The sequence below is a fragment of the Solicola gregarius genome, assembly GCF_025790165.1.
Classification (GTDB): domain Bacteria; phylum Actinomycetota; class Actinomycetes; order Propionibacteriales; family Nocardioidaceae; genus Solicola; species Solicola gregarius.
In genome coordinates this window covers 1,407,902-1,424,254 of the sequence record NZ_CP094970.1, presented here as the reverse complement: position 1 = coordinate 1,424,254, position 16,353 = coordinate 1,407,902, and the positions used below count along the sequence as shown (strand labels likewise).

The window sequence follows — 16,353 nt, the reverse complement described above, 5'->3', positions numbered from 1 at the left end:
ATGGACATCCTCGAGTTTCCTGACGCGGCCGTCTGGGAGGCATGGCTGGACGTCAACCACGCCGAGCAGACCGAGGCCTGGCTGCGGATCCGCAAGCGCCACGCGGACCTCGCGTTGGTCACGATCTCCGAGGCGGCCGAGGGTGCATTCTGTTTCGGTTGGATCGACGGTCAGCGCCGGGCGTACGACGACGGCTCCTTCCTGCAGCGGTATTCGCCGCGACGCAAGCGGAGTCCGTGGTCGCAGGTGAACGTCGAGAAGGTCGAGAGTTTGATCGCCGCCGGACGCATGCGCCCGTCCGGACTCGCGGAGGTCGAGGCGGCCAAGGCCGACGGCCGCTGGGACGCCGCGTACGAGCCTCAGCGAACAGCGGACGTGCCGGCCGACCTTGCGGAGGCGCTCGCCGGGAGCGCTCGGGCTCGTGGCGCGTTCGAGAGCATGGGCAGGTCGGAGCGCTACGCGGTGATCCTGCCGCTGCTCAAGGCGCGTACGCCCGAGCTGCGACAGAAGGCGCTCGCGCGAGAGATCGCCCGCCTCGAGGCGTAGCCACGACGCGAGGCGGCGTCAGGTCGCCGCCGCGGCCGTGCGGAGGGTCTCGACGGTGGCGGGCAGCTCGTTTTCGATGTACGACCGGGCGGTCTCGAAGAAGTCGACCTCGTGGCCGGCTGCCTCCGACAGTGCCCAGCGATGCACGAGCACGTCGTGGAACACCTGCGGCGTCTCGACGACGTCGGTGTACTCGGTTGGGATCATCTCCTCGAGCGGTTGGTAGACCTGGGTCAGCCACTGGTGGGCGACCGTCATCGAGTCCTCGTCGCCGAGCTCGTGCGATGCGGTGTATGCGTCGAGGTCGTTGAGCAGCCGGCGCGCTTGGCTGTCGGGTACGTCGAGGCCGGTGAGCCCACGCAGGCGACGGCAGTGGTGTCCCGCGTCGAGCACCTTCGGCTGGATGCGTACGTAGTCGCCGCCGAGGTCGGTGACGATGTCGATCTCCTCGACGTCGAAGCCGCGCTCGTTCAACCGCTCGATTCGCTGCTGTATCCGCCACATCTCATCGAGCCCGAACTCCTCGATGCCGGTGATCTCCTCCCACAGACCCTCGTAGCGCTGCACGATCTGGTCGACGATCTCGACGGCGTCGTCCTCGTCGCCGAGCATGCCGCCCGCCTGCAGGTCGAGGAGCTCGCCGAACGCATTCGTCCGCAGCAGGTCGATGTCGTACGCCCGCTGGCCGTCGCTCAGGTTTTCGTGCAGCTCGCCGGTCTCGGCGTCGACGAGGTACGCCTCGAGCTCGTCGGTGTTACGCCGGAACAGCACGTTGGAGAGTGAGCAGTCACCCCAGTAGAAGCCCTCGAGGTGCAGACGCACGAGCAGTAAGACGAGGGCGTCGATCACCCGCTCCAGGGTGTCCTCGCGCAGCTTGTGCGAGAACAGCGAGCGGTACGGGAGCGACTGCGGCAGCACGCGGGTGACCAGGGCGGGCTCGATGGGCTCTCCGACCGGTGTCTCGCGGCCGGTCACGACCGCCACGGCCTTGACGGCCGGTACGCCGATGCGGTCGAGGTTGCGGAGCAGGCCGTACTCCCGGTTGGCAAACGACTCCCGCGTCTCCTTGACCGCGACGACTGTGTCGCCCGCGCGTACGAATCGAACGACGTGCCGGGAGATGCCGCGGGCGAGTGGGACGTCGAGCGCAGGGTCCCAGTCCGCCAGCGGTACGTTCCACGGCAGCCGGATGAGTGCGGGATCAGGCCGGGTCGCCCGCAGTCGAATGCTCATGCCGGTGGCGGACCGAGCACTCGGTCGAGGTAGTCGTTGCGGAACATCCCATTCGGATCGAGCTTGTCGCGTACGGCCACGAAGTCGTCGAAGCGGGGATAGCGTCCGCGCAGTGCGACGGAGTCGAGCGTATGGAGCTTGCCCCAGTGGGGCCGGCCGTCTGCCGACGTGAGGATCTGCTCGATCCCCCTGAAGTACGGCTCGTAGTCCATCCGGTGGTACTGGTGAACGGCGATGTACGCGTTGGCGCGGTCGTACCCGGTGGACATCCAGATGTCGTCGGGGGCGGTGAAGCGTACCTCGATCGGGAACGAGACGAGCTCGTCGTGCCCGTCGATCCACGCCTTCACGTCGGTGAGTACGTCGGGCAGCCGGTCGCGCGGCACCGCGTACTCCATCTCGCGGAATCGCACGCGGCGAGGCGAGCAGAAGACGCGGTAGGAGTCGTCGGTGTACTGGCGTTCGGACAACGCCTTGCTGGAAAGGCGATTGAGCCTCGGCACGATGCGGCGCCGCATCGTTGCAACCCGGTTGAGCAGCTCGAACGCGGTGTTGCTGAGCAGCTCGTCGTCGATGAACCCGCGGATGCGACCGACCGGCTTACGCTCGGCGTCGTCGGCGACACGGTTGTTGCGCTTGGTCATCGTCTGCTCGGTATGCGGGAACCAGTAGAACTCGAAGTGGTCATTGTCGTCGACGAGCGAGTCGATGTTGTCGAGTACGTCGCCCAGCGCCATCGGTGCCTCGTGCGCGTGCAGCAGGAACGCGGGTACGCATTGCAGCGTGACGGCAGTGGTGATGCCGAGCGCGCCGAGACTGACCCGGGCGGCGTCGAACACGTCGCCGTCGTCCTCGGTGATCTGGCCGATGCTCCCGTCGGCGTGGACCAGGTCGAGCCCGACGATCGCCTTGGCGATGCCGTGCAGTGCGCCGCCGGTGCCGTGGGTGCCGGTGCTGACGGCGCCGGAGATCGTCTGCTGGTCGATGTCGCCGAGGTTCGGCAATGCGAGGCCGTGCTTGTGCAGGTGCGCATTGAGTCGGCACAGCGTCATGCCTGCACCCACGGTGACCCGGTTGCGCAACCGATCGACGCCGATCAGGTCGTCGAGGTCGCTCATGTCGAGGAGTACGCCGTCGGTGACGGCGATCGACGTGAACGAGTGGCCGGATCCGACCGCCTTGACACGCTGGTCGTGGCGCTCGGCGTTACGCACCAGGTCGGACACCTCGGTGGCCGTGCTCGGATGCGCGATCAGGTCGGGCTCGCAGGAGGCCGAGTCGGCCCAGTTGCGCCATGGGTCGGCTGTGCTCATCCGAAGTTCATCCCCTCGCCAGTCATCCGAAGTTGAGGCCCTCGCCGCGGTACGTCGGCAACGTCTCAAATGACGCGCGCCCAACCAGTCGCACGCTATCGAATCGCTCGCACATCTCGCCCGCCTTGGCGTGCCGAAGCCAGACGCGGTCGCCGAGGCTCAAGGCACGTGCGCTGCGACCCTTCACGGGAGTCTGGACCTCGCCGGCGGCCTCCGCGCCGAGCAGGGCGAGCCCGGGCGGCCAGACCGGGGTGGGCACGCGCGCCTTGCCGGGTGCCCCGGAGGCGACGTAGCCACCGGAGTAGAGCGTCGCGATCTCCTTGCGCGGCTTGCGTACGACGCCGAGGGCGAACATCGCCGCAGGATGGGCGGCGAAGTCGTCGTACGAGTCGAACAGCGTCGGCATGAACAGGCCCGAGCCCGCGGCGAGCTCGGTCGCGGTCGTGTCGGTGTTGAGTACGTCGAGGCTGCCGGTGCCGCCGGCGTTCACGACCTTCGGCTCGGCGTACGCGCGTACGGCGTCGACGACGGCGGCCCGCCGGTCGACCAGCTCGTCGGCGCTGCGCCGCTTGACCATCCGGACCGCGGGCGACGAGTCGGGCATGCCGGCGATCTGGGCGTCGTAGAACATCACCGCGTTGAGGCGGAAGCCGTTGCGTTCGGTGATCGCCTTCGCGAGGCGGGAAGCCTGTGCGGGGGTGCGGATCGGGGACCGTCGGACGCCGAGGTGCACGGGGCCGATGCGCAGCGACGCGTCGACGTCGACGCAGACCTGGATGTCGGTGTGGCGCGGCGCGGCCCGGTCGATCAGGTCGAGATGGTCGGTGCTGTCGATCATGACGGTGATCGCGGTGGCGCGGCGTTCGTCGGCGGCGAGGTCGCGGATGGCCTTGCGGTCCACGCTCGGGTACGCGACGAGGATGTCGTCGAAGCCGTTGTCGGCCAGCCAGTTGGCTTCACCGATCGAGTACGCGAGCACGCCCGCGTACCCGGGGCGCTGCAGGACCCGCTCGAGCAGCGCGCGCACCCGTACCGACTTGGATGCGACGCGAATCGGCTTGCCCGCCGCGCGGCGTACGAGCTCGTCGGCATTGCGCCACAGCGTCGCCTCGTCGACGACGGCGAACGGTGGGTCGAGGTCGGCGGTGAGCCGCTCGATGCGCTCCATGCCGGGGAGAACGGTCGGTGCCATGCCTACGAGTATCTCGCGCGCGGAGCACTGCCGCCGCCCCCAGGGTTCCCGCCGCACCCACCGCCCCCCTGAGCCGCACGTTTCGGCCGTGCCGGATCGACCCGGCACGGCCGAAACGCGCGCCCCACCGTGGGCGCGGGCGTCCGGCGACGCACGTCACCACGTTCGTTACGATGTCGGGGCACCTGCCGGTGTAGCTCAGTTGGTAGAGCGCCTCACTTGTAATGAGGATGTCGCGGGTTCGACTCCTGTCACCGGCTCCACCCATCACCGCGCCCGACTGCATCAACGCCCGATATGACCCGCCCGCGGTCCCGCCGGCTTGACGCATGCCGATATGGGCATATGATGGTCCCATGGCACGTGCAGCGACGACGTCGGACGTCTTCAACGCGATCGCCGAGCCACAGCGCCGGGAGATCCTGGTGCTGTTGCGGGCGGGTGAGCGGCCGGTGACCGAGTTGTCCCAGGAGCTGGGGATGTCCCAGCCAGGGGCGTCCAAGCACCTGCGGGTGCTCCGGGAGGTCGGGCTGGTGCGGGATCGCAAGGCAGGTAAGCAGCGCCTGTACGACCTGGACGCCAGTGGGCTTCGAACGGTTCATGAGTGGACTGGTGGGTTCGAGCGGTTCTGGAACGAGAGTTTCGACCGGCTGGACGCGTACGTGCAGGACCTGAAGCAGACAAGGCACGAGGAGTAGCTGATGAGCGAGATGGGACGAGGAGCGCCGTCGCAGTCCGCGACGGCCGACCGGGAGACTGTGATCTCCCGGGTCATCGACGCCCCACGAGAGTTGGTGTTCGAGGCGTTCACCGAGGTGCGGCACCTGTCGCGGTGGTGGGGGCCGGAGGGGTTCACCACCACCACGCGGTCGTTCGAGTTCGGCGTCGGCGGCGAGTGGGACTTCGTGATGCACGGGCCGGACGGGACCGACTACCAGGAGTGGATCACCTGGACCGAGCTCGCCCCACCGGAGCGGATCGAGTTTCTGCACGGCGAGTCCCGCGACGACCCCGACGCCTTCGAGTCGGTGCTGACCTTCGCGCCCGACGGCGCGGCGACCCGGATCGAGATGCGCACGGTGTTCCCCACCAAGGAGCTGCGCGACGAGGCGGTCGAGAAGTACCACGCGATCGAAGCCGGCCGGCAGACTCTCGGCAACCTGGCTGCGTACGTCACCGAGCTGGCTCGGAAGGGAGCTGAGAACTGATGGCCGGGAAGGTCTTCTTCAGCGTGTCGATGTCGCTGGACGGGTTCATCGCGCCCGAGTCGCCCGAGGAGTTGATGGGGCGGCAGTGGATGGAACTGCAGCGGTGGGTATTCCCGCAGCGGTTCTTCCGGGAGAACGTGTTGCTCGGCAAGGGCGGCGAGGAAGGACGCGACAACGACATCGTGCGGGAGACGTTCGAGCGTACGGGCGCGAGCGTCATGGGCAAGCGAATGTTCGATGCCGGCGAGCACGCATGGCCCGAGGAGGCGCCGTTCCACACGCCGGTCTTCGTTGTGACGCACGAGAAGCGCGACCCCTGGGAGCGGCCGGGTGGCACCACGTTCCACTTCGTCAACGACGGCATCGAGTCCGCGCTCGACCGGGCTCGCGAGGCCGCCGGCGATCGAGACGTCCGCATCGCCGGGGGCGGCGCGACGATCCTGCAGTACGTGAACGCCGGCCTGGTCGACGAGTTCACGATCGCGCTCTCACCAGTGCTGTTCGGCTCCGGAATCCGCCTGTTCGAGGGCGTGGACGCGGGTCGCGTGGCCCTGGAGCCGGTGCGTGGGGAGACGTCCCCGCGGGTGACGCACCTGACGTACGCAGTCCGCGAGCGGTAGGCGCACGGGCCGACGAGAACGAACACCCACGCGTACGTCTCTGCCGGTGTGATCAATCGGTTCTCTGTTGGGCGCGTCCGGTGTGGAGGAATCGAGCACGACCGGAGTCGTCGGTGTCGAGGAACTCCACCAGCCCCATCCCCGTACCCGCGGCGTCGGTCCGTACGAAGAGGTCGCCGTCGACCTGGCGCAGTTCGCTCCGAATCGACTCGGCCGATGATCCGGCCCTTTCGGCCAGCGTGAGCGCCTCGCGCCGATCGGCAACCGTGAGCCACAGGCGACCGTCGTCGTCGAGAGTGACCTCGTTGAGTGCCGGTCGGGTCTCGTAGCGGCCGACGTATCGATCGGGGTTTGACGTTCGACTGGTGGCGGGCGGCGAAGGCACCGTCGGTCGCCGCCCGACACCGGCGAGGTCATGCAGCAACGGGTCGATCACGTCGCGCATCAGCGGCCCTGCAGCGCCGCCGTTCGTCAACACCGCGACCGCGATGCCCTCCTCGGGCACTATTCGCAGCATCGCGGCCACGCCGATCATGTCGCCGCCATGCTCGACGACTCCCGGTCGATCGGACAGGAACCAGCCGAGACCGTGCCCGCTCGGAGCGCCGATCGCGGCCGGGTGGTCGACCTGCCGTACGCGCATGGCACGCGCGCTTTTCGCGGACAGCGGCCGGTCACCGTTGCGTGTGGCCCCGTCGGCCAGGTGCATGCCGGCGAACGCGATCAGCGCCCGCGCTGACATCGCCAGCTGGTTTCCGGCCGCCGGGTTGGAAGGCGGCATCACCGCCCATACCTGCAGCGGCCGCTGCGGCGCGTCGGGTCTCGGTCGGGCGTGTCCGATGGCGGTACGAAAGCCCAGCGCCTCGTTCGCGCAGAAGGCGATCTCGTCGATGCCCAGCGGCTCGGCCAGGTACCGCCGAACCGCCGTCGAGTACGACATCTCGCGCTGCACCTCCACCAGCCTGCCCAGGACTCCGTACCCCGCGCTGCAGTAGGAGTACATCGTTCCCGGCCGGGTACGTTGCGGGGCGTTCGCGACCAGATCTCCGACGAACCGCTCCAGTGCATCCTCGCCGTCGGTCGTCGCAGCCCAGATGTCACCTTCGAACCCGCCGGTGTGTGTCAACAGGTGCCGGATCGTGATCTCGGCGCTGGCCCGCTCGTCCGCGGTCCGGAACTCCGGCAGGTACTCGCGGACCGGGGTGTCCAACTCGCACAGACCGTCGTCGACCAACTGCATCACCAGGGTCGCAGTCCATACCTTGGTGATCGACTGGATCATGAACACCGAGTCAGGGGTCACCGGGACCCGCGTCCGAAGATTCACCACGCCTGCCGCGGCCTCGACGACCTGTCCGTCGACAAGCACAGCCATCGACACACCCGGCACGTCGTGAGCCGCAGTCACGCGCGGCAGCTCCTCGTCCAGTCGTCGGCGCACAACGTCAATCCGGCTCAAGGCAACCTCCACACGATGTCAACTGTCGCGCGGTCGGCGGCCCTCGATGAGGACGCCGATCCCGTCGAGGAGGCGGTCGAGTCCGAACCTGAATATCGCGTCGCCCGAGAACTCGCCGTTGCGGGCGTCCTGCGTCGCCAGGCCGACACGCACGGACAGCGGGAACTGCTGCGGATCGACGACGGGTTCGAGGGTGGGCATGATGGCCCGCCACCACTGAGGGTCATTGAGTCCGGTCTCCTCTCGCTCGTGCCGCAACGCCGTCTCCATCCGGGTCATCCCGGCGACATGGAGGAGTACCTGGGTCAGCACCTGGTCCTTCTCGACATCGCTGAGCGGAGTCGACTCGAGCGGAGCAAGCTCACGTTCGCGCTTCTGGAACTCGTGCGGTCCCATCAGTGAGCGAACCGCCTGGAGCTCCGTGAGCCACGGATGCGCCAGGCCGAGCGCGCGGTTGGCGTTGGCGATGTCGGCAAGGCCGCGGCGCCAGTCTCGACGGGGACGCCTACGTGGCGGATACATCTCCCGGTACGCGCGGTCGACCACCAATGCGACCAGATCGCCCTTGTTTCCGAAGGTGTATGCCGCCATCGTGCGTACGCCGAGGCGGCTCGCGACGGTACGCATCGAGAGCCCCACGGACCCTCGCTCGTCGAGGATCGCGGTCGCGGCCGCCACGAAGTCCGCGATAGTGAGGCCGGAGCGCCCGACCGCTTTGGAGTCGTCGCCCCACAGCAGGGCAAGAGTTCGGTCGAATCGCACGATGTCGAACCACCTCCAGCTGTGCTCGATCGACCGTATCCAACTCGATCCGTTACGCTGTATCGATACACCGTATCGATATTGGAGGAATAATGAGACCAACCGAAAGCCCCGCGTATCGGCAGGCGTTGATCGGCTCAGTGGACGCTGCCGCACCCGCGTGCGCAACCGGCTCCATCGACATCGAGGCGCCACGCGACGCAGTGTGGGACACCCTCGCGCATGTCGAGAACTGGCCGAGTCTGCGCGACGACATATCGAAGGCAGTTCCATCCGGGCCACCGGCGACGGGCAGTGGGTTCACCTGGCACGCCGGCGGCGTCCCGGTCACCTCGGCGTTCGCGCTGGTGGAGCGCGCTACCCGTCTGACCTGGGCTAACACTGCACCGGGTATGGCGATGGCATGCGTCTATGAGTTCGACGAGCTCGGCCCCGCCCGGGCCCGGATCCGCTGCGAGGAGTCGATGGACGCCGCCGCCGTTGCGCCACACATCGACGACGGCGTGCTCGCCGATAACATCCGCACCTGGCTCGAGGGCATCAAGGCGTACGTGGAGGGCGCCGGCTCTGAGTAGGGTGGTGCCGCGGCCGCGGCACGTGCGGCTACGGGAGGCGGCATGGCGTCGAAAGCGGGCGATCCGGTCGAGATCGAGGTCGGGCCGTACGTGGTGCGGGTTACGAATCCCGACCGCGTCTACTTCCCGCAGACGGGGGCGACCAAGCGCGACCTCGTCAACTACTACCTCTCCGTCGGCGACGGTGTCGTCAACGCGCTGCGCGAGCGGCCGTGCATGCTGCACCGCTTTCCGACCGGCATCAGCGGCGACAAGGTCCACCAGAAGCGGATCCCGGCCGGTGCGCCGCCCTGGATCGAGACCGTACGGGTGGAGTTCCCCCGGTACGGCAGGCACGCGTACGAACTGTGCGTCACCGACCTGGCGCAGGTGATCTGGGCCGTGCAGATGTCGACGGTCGAGTTCCATCCGTGGAACAGCCGGCGCGCCGACACCGAAGTACCCGACGAGTGGCGAATCGACCTCGATCCGATGCCCGACTGCGACTTCGCCACTGTCCAGCGGGTGGCTCACGTCGTTCACGAGCTCCTCGACGAGCTCGGCGCGACGGGGTGGCCGAAGACGTCGGGGGGACGCGGAATGCACGTGTACGTCCGCATCGCACCCGAGCACGGATTCGCCGACGTACGGCGGGCGGCATTGGCGTTCGCTCGCGAGGTCGAGCGCCGGGCGCCCGACGACGTGACCACGACCTGGTGGCGCAAGGACCGGGATCCGGCGATGCTCTTCGTCGACTACAACCAGAACGCCCGCGACCACACGATCGCGTGTGCATACTCCGTCCGTGGCGTGCCCGATGCAAGGGTGTCGGCGCCGGTGCGGTGGGACGAGATAGACGACGTACGTCCCGAAGACTTCACGATCACGTCGATGCCCTTGCGGTACGCCAAGCTGGGTGACCTGCACGCACGCATCGACGAGGCGGTCTTCGACATCGCACCCTTGCTGGAATGGGCCGACCGAGACGAGCGCGATGGGGCCGAGTCGCCACCGGCCGACTGACGACTCGCTCGGATCTCGCGCTCTAGCGGGGCCTGACCGTCAGCATCTGCGTCATCGTCCCGATCGGCCCGCCGGCGTCGTGGATGACGGTGCTCGTCGTACCCAGCCCGGACGTACCGAACGAGACGGTGGTGTCGAAGCCGAGCCAGTCGCCCTGCGGCTCAGCGAACAGATGAGCAGTCAGGTCGACGTTCGGGAAGACCACGGCCTTGGGATCGGCGCGCACGGTCATGCCGTTCGCGATGTCGAGGAGTCCGACGGCCGCCGCGAGCCGGCTCGCCTTCTCGTCGTCGACGAGCGGCTGCGTGGTACGTACCCAGAACGCCGCGCGCCCGGGCTCGACCTGTGCGCGACGAACCTCGACGGAGCCGATGAACCCGCCCGGCCACACGGTCGCCGGATCCCACGCGGGCGTGTCGTCCGGCGATGGGATCCGCGGCAGCGCGGTGCCGGCCAGGTCGGCGGTGTCGCGCGGTTGTAGCAGCCAGACCCGCATTCGTACGACGTCGCGGTTGTTGTGCCGGAGGACCGCCTCGACCAGCTCGATCGTACGACCGGGCCGCAGGACTTCGACCGATGTCTCCATCTCCTCGACGGGCACCGTGCCCAAGATGTCGTACGAGAGGCGGCCGATGACGAGGTCGTCGCGGCCGCGCCGGTCACGATCCATCTCGACGACGTGCGCGAGCAGCCCGAGGGCGGGAGCGATGTGTTGGTCAGCGGGGTCCCAGGCGCCGCTCACGTTGCTCGTCGCGCGGTACGTTGACGCACCTGTGCGCTCGAAGTACGACATGCTGCGGGCACCTCCGGCTCGGGTTCGAACCTCTACGCTGGCACGACGGCGCCGCCCGCCGGCAGGCGACCCCGCGTGCCTTCGGAACGGCCGGTGGTCATCCCGCGCGGCGAGCGAGGTGGACCGTCAGGTCGCCGGATATCTCAACCCGCTCGGGAAGGGCCGCGGCGACCTGCCGCAACGCCTCGGCGCGCCGTTCAGACGGCAGTTGCAGGTACGCCGACACGGTCGAGAGGTAGCCGACGTACTCGGCCGCCGTACCCGACCAACGCCGCTCGACGACCACCTGCTGTACGTCCGTGAAGAGGTCGGAGCCCATCAGCTCCGTTCCGGGCCACTCCAGGGCCGCATCGGCGGGCGTGCCGTCCGGCGACGGGATGAAGTCGTGGTCGAGGTACGGGCTGCGCGCGGCCTCGTACGTCGCGCGGTCTGCCGCGGTCGCCAGCTGGATCGGAGCGCCGAACGAGGCAAGGGTGCCGCCAGGTCGCAGCAGGGCAGCGATTCGACGCCACCGGGTCGCCGAATCGGTCCAGTGCAACGAGGCGGCCGCGTACACGAGGTCGTACGTCGGCTCCGTCGAGACCTCCTCGAACGTTGCCTGCTGTGTCGCCGCCCCTGGCACCTGACGACGTAGCTCGGCCAGCATCAACGGATCGGGCTCCGATGCGAGCACCTCCACGCCGTGCCGCACGAAGGCACGCGTGGCCTTGCCCGTACCCGCACCGATCTCCAGGGCAGTCCGCATCGGCCCAGTGCCGTACGCGAGCACGCGCTCGACCAGCGCGTCGGGGTAGCCCGGCCGGAACCGCTCGTACGCCGCCGCGGCCGAGCCGAACGAGAGGGCACGAGGGGTCACGCCGTGATCGTATGGCGGCGAGGCGAGCACGTAAACGCGTTATCCCGTCGGCGCAGCACGGTCGCGTTGTGCGACCTACGCGTCGTGGTACGAGTACCCCTTTCCGGCGATCAGCCGAGCCGCCTGGTCGAACGGCAGCCAGTAGCGTGCGACGCCGAAGGCGGAGTCGACGATCCGCACCCGATCGGTGTCCGAGTCGTACCCACTGATCGTGAAGTAGTGGTAGATCGTCGAGTTCGGATAGTGGTCCGGCTTGCTGGACGGCATCGAGATGATGTTGGCGACCACGGCGCGGTCGGCGTTGACGCTCTCCACGATGTGGTCCCACAGGGCCGCCTTCTGCGAATCCGACATGGGATCGCTGAGCGTCTCCACCGTCTTGTAGTTGCCGGCTCCGAGGTCGTTGAGCACGCCGGTCACCTGACTGATGTGATCGGTCCCGCCGGTGTCTGTTCCGAGGCGGTCCGCGAGCTCCGACTGGGAGTAGCTCTCGATGCCTCGCGCGGTGAGTGCGTGACGGGTTGCGGCCGGCCCACACCAGTAGCCGGTCTCCTGCCACTGGTGGACCGTCTCGAGCATTCGCGAGGACGCGATCTCGACGCGCGAGCTGGTCTGTTGTTGAGTCTGCGGGAGTGCATCAGCGGACGCTCCCGTGCTGACCGCGATGCCCAGGGTGAGGGTCGCAGCCCCGAGACCGGCGGCTATCTGTCGCTTCATGGCGCTGTCCTAACTCGGCATGCTCCCGTGTGGAGCACCGACTGGTCCCTGTGACAGAGCACCTACCCGAAACCCGAGCAGCGAAACCAGAGACGCCGAGACCCCGGCCTCGCGAGCGAGGCCGGGGTCACAAGGTGCGCAACCCGAGGGAGCGGGCCTGATGCCTTTACGCACCTTGTACGTACCGTAGCGGCGAGTAACGCTCCGTCGGAGCACATTCGAGAAAGTCGTCTCCGGCGTAGGGTGCGGCGCATGGTCGAGACGATGGTGCAGCTCCGCGGGGTCGAGATCTGCGTCGACACATTCGGCGACCGCGATGCACCCGCGATGCTGCTCATCTCGGGTGCGGCAGGATCCATGGATGGGTGGGATCCCGACTTCTGTCGCGCTCTCGGCGAGGCCGGGCGATTCGTCATCCGGTACGACCATCGCGATACCGGACGTTCGACGAGCTCTCCGCCCGGCGAACCCACGTACACCGGCGACGACCTCACCCGCGACCCGATCGCGCTCATCGACGAGGTCGCGGGTGGAACGGCGCACGTCGTCGGCATCTCGATGGGCGGCGGAATCGCGCAGTACATCGCCGCGTACGCGCCGGAGAGGGTCACGACGCTCACCCTGATGTCGACGAGCATTGCCGGTACGCCAAGCACGCAACGCGATCTGCCATCGATGGCGCCACGTGCGCGAGAGTCGTTCGAGAACCCGCCGCCAGAGCCCGACTGGTCGGATCGGGCTGCGGTGATCGACTACCTGGTCGAGGCCGAGCGCCCGCTGGCCGCGCCGGGTGAGTTCGACGAGGCGTACGCGCGAGCGGTCGCCGCCCGGACCGTCGACCGGACGACCCGCATCGAATCGGCGACCAAGAACCACTGGCTGGACCTGGGCGACAGCGAGTACGACTCACCGCCGATGAGAAACGTGCTCGCGCCGACGCTCGTCATCCATGGGCGCGAGGATCCGATGTTCCCGCCGGAGCACGGTGAGGCCCTGGCCGCGGAGATCGACGGTGCCGAGCTGTTGATTGTCGACGGCATGGGTCACCAGGTGCCGCCGAGATCGACGTGGGACCTCGTCGTACCCGCCATCGTTAGACACACAGATCCAAGGCGTCCTTGACGATTCGCGGGCTTGGCGGTCAGCTGCGCGCGTCGTCGGCCGCCCCCGACACGATGACTGCGGTCCGGAGGCCGGCGAAGGCCGCCGGCGTCGCGCTCACGTATGCCGCGGCAGCGGCAGCGGCGCCTTCGACCGCCAGGCCGTCGCGCCGCAGCTCGTGCTGCGCTTCGAGGATCGAGTCCTCGCCGATCGTCGCTACCTCGTCGACGAAGTCGCGAACCAGCCGGAACGTGTAGCGGTTATCGGGGCCGAGGTCGCCGCGCAGCGAGTCGGCGACGGTCTCGCGCTCGGGTACGTCCACTGGGTGCCCGGCATCAAGGGCCGCCCTCATCGCGGGTGCCCGCTCGGCGCAAACACCGATCACTCGGGCGACAGGGAGAGCGGTCTTGACGGCGATCGCTAGTCCGGACGCGAGACCGCCACCGGAGACGGGCACGACGACGATGTCCAAGCCGGGAAGGGCATCCGCGACGTCGAGCCCGAGGGTTCCTTGCCCGCTGATCACGTCCGGATCGTCGAACGGCGGTACGAACGCGTGGCCGTGCTCGTCCGCGTACGCCTGCGCGCGCTCGATCGCCTCGGTCTGGTCGGCCGCCGACGGGTCGACCTCGGAGCCCAATGCGTGTAGGCCGCGTACCCGGCCGTCGCTCACGTCGCGTGAGACGTACGCGCGTACGGGCAATCCGTGTGCGAGGGCGATGTGCGCCACTGCGCGCGCATGGTTGCCGGTCGAAGCCGTGGTGATGCCCGTGACGCCCCGCTCGAGGTGCGAGAGGACGGCGTTCGCGGCGCCTCGGATCTTGAAGCTTCCGGTCGGCTGCTCGTTCTCGAGCGCGAGGACCACATCGCCGTCTACCAAGGTGCTCCGCGATTCGGAGCGCCGTGTCGCGAGCGGGCGTACGTGCGGTGCGATCCGCGTGCGTGCGGTTGCGATCGTCGACGGGCTCGGGTCTGCGAACGTCACGGCTCGCCCGCGATGCGGGCGGCACGCTCGACCTGCTCGCGGTAGTCGCTCCACCAGGTCGGGTCGCCACCGGGAAGGTTGCTGGTGCCGTCGCGCATCCCTGCCGCACCGTCGATGAGCTCGCGCACGATATCGGCGTGCCCTGCATGGCGATGTGTCTCGGCGATCACATACACCAGGATGAGGTGCAGGGTGACGTCGCGGCGCTCGGGCGGCCAGTGGCGCACGACAACGGGCGCGTCCAGGTCGACGGTGTCGATCGTCTCGTCAGAGTGCTCCCACACCTGCCGGTAGAGGCCGACGACCTGTTCGCGGGTCTCGTCGGGTGTCGCCCACATGTCGACGTTGTCGTCGGCGTCGTCGGTCAACCACGGAAGCAGCTCGAACGGCCGGTCGAAGGTCACGCCGAGGTAGCCGGCCTCCACCCCCGTCAAGTGCTTCACCAACCCGAGAAGGTTCGTGCCGGTCGGCGTGAGCGGGCGGCGTACGTCGTACTCCGAAACGCCGTCGAGCTTCCAGAGCATCACGTCGCGGGCGGTCTGCAGGTATCGGTGGAGGACGTCCTTGGGGTCTGGTGTCGCCATGCGGTGAGCCTGCCACATCGGGGCTAGATCGCGTCTGCCTAAGCGAATCGCGCGACGAAACGTCGCTGCCAGGGTGTCTCGACCGCACGGGGTGCGTAGTGCTTGCGTACGTACGCAACCGCCTCGGGTGCGGGAACCCCGTCGAGGACGGCGAGGCAGGCGAGTGCGGTGCCCGTACGCCCGACGCCTCCTCCACACGCGACTTCCACGCGCTCGGTGTCCGCTCGCCGCCACGCGGCATGCATGGCGGCGCGGGCCGCTTCACGGTCGCTCGGCAGACGAAAGTCCGGCCAGCGGATCCACTCGCTGTCCCAGTCGACGGGCGGATGCGGTCGGCCGAGCAGGTACAGGCCGTACGTCGGCCGCTGACCCGGTGGGAGAGGGCGGCGTAAGCCGCGGCCGCGGACGAGCCTCCCTGAAGGCAGCGCAAGTACGCCCGGAGCCGCGCTGTCCCACGGAGTTGGCATGCCGAGAGCGTACGGCCTAGGTCGCGTCTGCTTGTGCCGCGTCGATCAGGGAGCGGGTCCCCGCGCCCGATCGGTCAAGGCGCGGGAGCGAAGTTGTAGTTGGCTTCTCCTGCGAGTGACCGCAACGCAGCCCGGCGGGATGCGGAGGCACGCGAGCCGGCGGGGCATAAGCAGACACGCCCTAGTGCTCACCGAGCCAGTCGAGCACGACGGCGTGAAGCCAGTCGGTATGCGACAGGTGCAGCGGGTGGCCGCCGCCCTCGACCTCGATGAACTCTCCACGTGGCAAGGCACCGACGGTCTCGCGTACGACGCGGGGCGGGCAGAACGGGTCGTCGGATCCGGTGATCAGCAGTGCCGGAGAGGTGACCCGGTCGGCGAGGTCGCGGCTGATCGAGCCGCCGGCCGCAGCGATCTCGGCGAGGGCCGCGGACCAGTTCGCGGCCATCGTTCTTGCGTGATCGGCACCGTATGCCTCGGCCAGGTACGCGGCGAGCGGCAGGAGCGATTCCGGTGGGTCGTCGATGAGGCGGCTCAAGCCGGCGCTCGTCTCGGGCGTCGGCTCGAGGTAGCCGGCGGCTCCCCATGCCACGACCGACCGGATGCGGTCCGGTGCGAGGCCGGCCATGACGAGCCCGACCTCGCCGCCGTCGCTGAACCCGACGACATGGGCGGCGTCGATCGCGAGGTGGTCGAGCAGGTCGAGGAACGTACGTGCGTCGTCCCGGTAGAACGTCGCCGGGTACGCGCGTGGCTGGGGGTGCGATCGGCCGGAACCAGGAAGGTCGGCGGCGACGACTCGGAACCCGTCGGCGAGCTCGGCCCGCAGCCGCGCGAACTCGGCGATGCTGCCGCCCCATCCCGGAAGTGCCAGCACGGCCTCCCCTTGGCCTGCGTCCTCGAAGTAGGTCCGCTGCCCGTCTCGTTCGAACCACGCCAT

Annotated in this window: 19 protein-coding genes and 1 tRNA gene; 8 read left to right on the top strand and 12 right to left on the bottom strand. The window is 68.6% G+C overall.

Annotated elements, in window-relative coordinates:
• Positions 1–546: a YdeI/OmpD-associated family protein gene (locus L0C25_RS07160; protein ID WP_271635764.1), complete on the top strand. Its 546-nt coding sequence runs from the start codon at positions 1–3 to the stop codon at positions 544–546.
• Positions 547–564: 18 nt separating this feature from the next.
• Here L0C25_RS07160 and L0C25_RS07155 read toward each other — a convergent pair whose 3' ends face one another.
• From L0C25_RS07155 to L0C25_RS07145, 3 genes are read right to left on the bottom strand one after another with little or no spacing between them, the layout of a single operon-like run.
• Positions 565–1,779, bottom strand: a complete 1,215-nt coding sequence (locus tag L0C25_RS07155; RefSeq protein WP_271635763.1) for a DUF4032 domain-containing protein — start codon at positions 1,777–1,779, stop codon at positions 565–567.
• On the bottom strand, positions 1,776–3,092 hold the full coding sequence (locus tag L0C25_RS07150; RefSeq protein ID WP_271635762.1) for a D-arabinono-1,4-lactone oxidase: 1,317 nt from the start codon (positions 3,090–3,092) through the stop codon (positions 1,776–1,778). Before L0C25_RS07150 ends, L0C25_RS07155 begins: the two co-directional genes overlap by 4 nt.
• A gap of 22 nt (positions 3,093–3,114) precedes the next feature.
• Positions 3,115–4,284, bottom strand: a complete 1,170-nt coding sequence (locus L0C25_RS07145) for an amino acid deaminase/aldolase (protein WP_271635761.1) — start codon at positions 4,282–4,284, stop codon at positions 3,115–3,117.
• Between the two features lie 187 nt (positions 4,285–4,471).
• Between L0C25_RS07145 and L0C25_RS07140 the strand changes: the two genes are divergently transcribed.
• The 4 genes from L0C25_RS07140 (at position 4,472) to L0C25_RS07125 (ending at position 6,112) form a co-directional block, all read left to right on the top strand.
• Positions 4,472–4,547 (top strand) — tRNA-Thr (locus L0C25_RS07140).
• Positions 4,548–4,640: 93 nt separating this feature from the next.
• The gene (locus tag L0C25_RS07135) at positions 4,641–4,982 is read left to right on the top strand and encodes an ArsR/SmtB family transcription factor (protein WP_271635760.1); all 342 of its coding nucleotides are present in this window, start codon (positions 4,641–4,643) and stop codon (positions 4,980–4,982) included.
• A gap of 3 nt (positions 4,983–4,985) precedes the next feature.
• Positions 4,986–5,492: an SRPBCC family protein gene (locus tag L0C25_RS07130; RefSeq protein ID WP_271635759.1), complete on the top strand. Its 507-nt coding sequence runs from the start codon at positions 4,986–4,988 to the stop codon at positions 5,490–5,492.
• The gene (locus L0C25_RS07125) at positions 5,492–6,112 is read left to right on the top strand and encodes a dihydrofolate reductase family protein (protein ID WP_271635758.1); all 621 of its coding nucleotides are present in this window, start codon (positions 5,492–5,494) and stop codon (positions 6,110–6,112) included. The genes L0C25_RS07130 and L0C25_RS07125 overlap by 1 nt, the downstream gene beginning before the upstream one ends.
• A 52-nt stretch (positions 6,113–6,164) precedes the next feature.
• On the opposite strand, the gene L0C25_RS07120 is transcribed toward L0C25_RS07125, so the two are convergent.
• Positions 6,165–7,520, bottom strand: coding sequence for a serine hydrolase domain-containing protein (locus L0C25_RS07120; protein ID WP_271635757.1), 1,356 nt, complete (start codon positions 7,518–7,520; stop codon positions 6,165–6,167).
• Between the two features lie 69 nt (positions 7,521–7,589).
• Positions 7,590–8,333, bottom strand: a complete 744-nt coding sequence (locus tag L0C25_RS07115; protein ID WP_271635756.1) for a TetR/AcrR family transcriptional regulator — start codon at positions 8,331–8,333, stop codon at positions 7,590–7,592.
• A gap of 92 nt (positions 8,334–8,425) precedes the next feature.
• Here L0C25_RS07115 and L0C25_RS07110 point away from each other — a divergent pair, with 92 nt between their 5' ends.
• Positions 8,426–8,908 carry an SRPBCC family protein gene (locus L0C25_RS07110; RefSeq protein WP_271635755.1) on the top strand — a complete coding sequence of 161 codons (483 nt, stop codon included), beginning with the start codon at positions 8,426–8,428 and terminating at the stop codon, positions 8,906–8,908.
• A gap of 42 nt (positions 8,909–8,950) precedes the next feature.
• Positions 8,951–9,910 carry a non-homologous end-joining DNA ligase gene (gene ligD / locus L0C25_RS07105; RefSeq protein ID WP_271635754.1) on the top strand — a complete coding sequence of 320 codons (960 nt, stop codon included), beginning with the start codon at positions 8,951–8,953 and terminating at the stop codon, positions 9,908–9,910.
• Between the two features lie 22 nt (positions 9,911–9,932).
• Here the strand turns inward: ligD and L0C25_RS07100 are convergent, their stop codons facing one another.
• The 3 genes from L0C25_RS07100 to L0C25_RS07090 form a co-directional block, all read right to left on the bottom strand.
• The gene (locus L0C25_RS07100) at positions 9,933–10,703 is read right to left on the bottom strand and encodes a thioesterase family protein (RefSeq protein WP_271635753.1); all 771 of its coding nucleotides are present in this window, start codon (positions 10,701–10,703) and stop codon (positions 9,933–9,935) included.
• 97 nt (positions 10,704–10,800) lie between these two features.
• Positions 10,801–11,559, bottom strand: coding sequence for a class I SAM-dependent methyltransferase (locus L0C25_RS07095; RefSeq protein WP_271635752.1), 759 nt, complete (start codon positions 11,557–11,559; stop codon positions 10,801–10,803).
• Positions 11,560–11,634: 75 nt separating this feature from the next.
• A complete protein-coding gene (locus L0C25_RS07090; protein ID WP_271635751.1) occupies positions 11,635–12,276 on the bottom strand; it encodes a C39 family peptidase in 642 nt (213 codons plus the stop codon).
• A gap of 252 nt (positions 12,277–12,528) precedes the next feature.
• Here L0C25_RS07090 and L0C25_RS07085 point away from each other — a divergent pair, with 252 nt between their 5' ends.
• Entirely contained in the window at positions 12,529–13,398 is an 870-nt protein-coding gene (locus tag L0C25_RS07085) for an alpha/beta fold hydrolase (RefSeq protein ID WP_271635750.1), read from the top strand.
• A 19-nt stretch (positions 13,399–13,417) separates the two neighbouring features.
• On the opposite strand, the gene L0C25_RS07080 is transcribed toward L0C25_RS07085, so the two are convergent.
• The 4 genes from L0C25_RS07080 to L0C25_RS07065 all read right to left on the bottom strand — a co-directional run bounded on the left by L0C25_RS07080 (position 13,418) and on the right by L0C25_RS07065 (position 16,353).
• The gene (locus tag L0C25_RS07080) at positions 13,418–14,362 is read right to left on the bottom strand and encodes a pyridoxal-phosphate dependent enzyme (protein WP_271635749.1); all 945 of its coding nucleotides are present in this window, start codon (positions 14,360–14,362) and stop codon (positions 13,418–13,420) included.
• Positions 14,359–14,946, bottom strand: a complete 588-nt coding sequence (locus tag L0C25_RS07075) for a DinB family protein (protein ID WP_271635748.1) — start codon at positions 14,944–14,946, stop codon at positions 14,359–14,361. The genes L0C25_RS07080 and L0C25_RS07075 overlap by 4 nt, the downstream gene beginning before the upstream one ends.
• A 38-nt stretch (positions 14,947–14,984) precedes the next feature.
• On the bottom strand, positions 14,985–15,413 hold the full coding sequence (locus tag L0C25_RS07070) for a protein-tyrosine phosphatase family protein (protein ID WP_271635747.1): 429 nt from the start codon (positions 15,411–15,413) through the stop codon (positions 14,985–14,987).
• A gap of 181 nt (positions 15,414–15,594) precedes the next feature.
• Positions 15,595–16,353, bottom strand: coding sequence for an alpha/beta fold hydrolase (locus L0C25_RS07065; protein ID WP_271635746.1), 759 nt, complete (start codon positions 16,351–16,353; stop codon positions 15,595–15,597).

Bases quoted from the DNA above. Each gene is read 5' to 3' on its own strand.
- L0C25_RS07110 (WP_271635755.1), top strand. From the start codon at position 8,426: ATGAGACCAACCGAAAGCCCCGCGTATCGGCAGGCGTTGATCGGCTCA.
- L0C25_RS07090 (WP_271635751.1), bottom strand. From the start codon at position 12,276: ATGAAGCGACAGATAGCCGCCGGTCTCGGGGCTGCGACCCTCACCCTG.
- L0C25_RS07125 (WP_271635758.1), top strand. From the start codon at position 5,492: ATGGCCGGGAAGGTCTTCTTCAGCGTGTCGATGTCGCTGGACGGGTTC.
- L0C25_RS07135 (WP_271635760.1), top strand. From the start codon at position 4,641: ATGGCACGTGCAGCGACGACGTCGGACGTCTTCAACGCGATCGCCGAG.
- L0C25_RS07100 (WP_271635753.1), bottom strand. From the start codon at position 10,703: ATGTCGTACTTCGAGCGCACAGGTGCGTCAACGTACCGCGCGACGAGC.
- L0C25_RS07065 (WP_271635746.1), bottom strand. From the start codon at position 16,353: ATGGCGTGGTTCGAACGAGACGGGCAGCGGACCTACTTCGAGGACGCA.
- L0C25_RS07150 (WP_271635762.1), bottom strand. From the start codon at position 3,092: ATGAGCACAGCCGACCCATGGCGCAACTGGGCCGACTCGGCCTCCTGC.
- L0C25_RS07145 (WP_271635761.1), bottom strand. From the start codon at position 4,284: ATGGCACCGACCGTTCTCCCCGGCATGGAGCGCATCGAGCGGCTCACC.
- ligD (WP_271635754.1), top strand. From the start codon at position 8,951: ATGGCGTCGAAAGCGGGCGATCCGGTCGAGATCGAGGTCGGGCCGTAC.
- L0C25_RS07075 (WP_271635748.1), bottom strand. From the start codon at position 14,946: ATGGCGACACCAGACCCCAAGGACGTCCTCCACCGATACCTGCAGACC.
- L0C25_RS07085 (WP_271635750.1), top strand. From the start codon at position 12,529: ATGGTCGAGACGATGGTGCAGCTCCGCGGGGTCGAGATCTGCGTCGAC.
- L0C25_RS07070 (WP_271635747.1), bottom strand. From the start codon at position 15,413: ATGCCAACTCCGTGGGACAGCGCGGCTCCGGGCGTACTTGCGCTGCCT.
- L0C25_RS07130 (WP_271635759.1), top strand. From the start codon at position 4,986: ATGAGCGAGATGGGACGAGGAGCGCCGTCGCAGTCCGCGACGGCCGAC.
- L0C25_RS07155 (WP_271635763.1), bottom strand. From the start codon at position 1,779: ATGAGCATTCGACTGCGGGCGACCCGGCCTGATCCCGCACTCATCCGG.
- L0C25_RS07160 (WP_271635764.1), top strand. From the start codon at position 1: ATGGACATCCTCGAGTTTCCTGACGCGGCCGTCTGGGAGGCATGGCTG.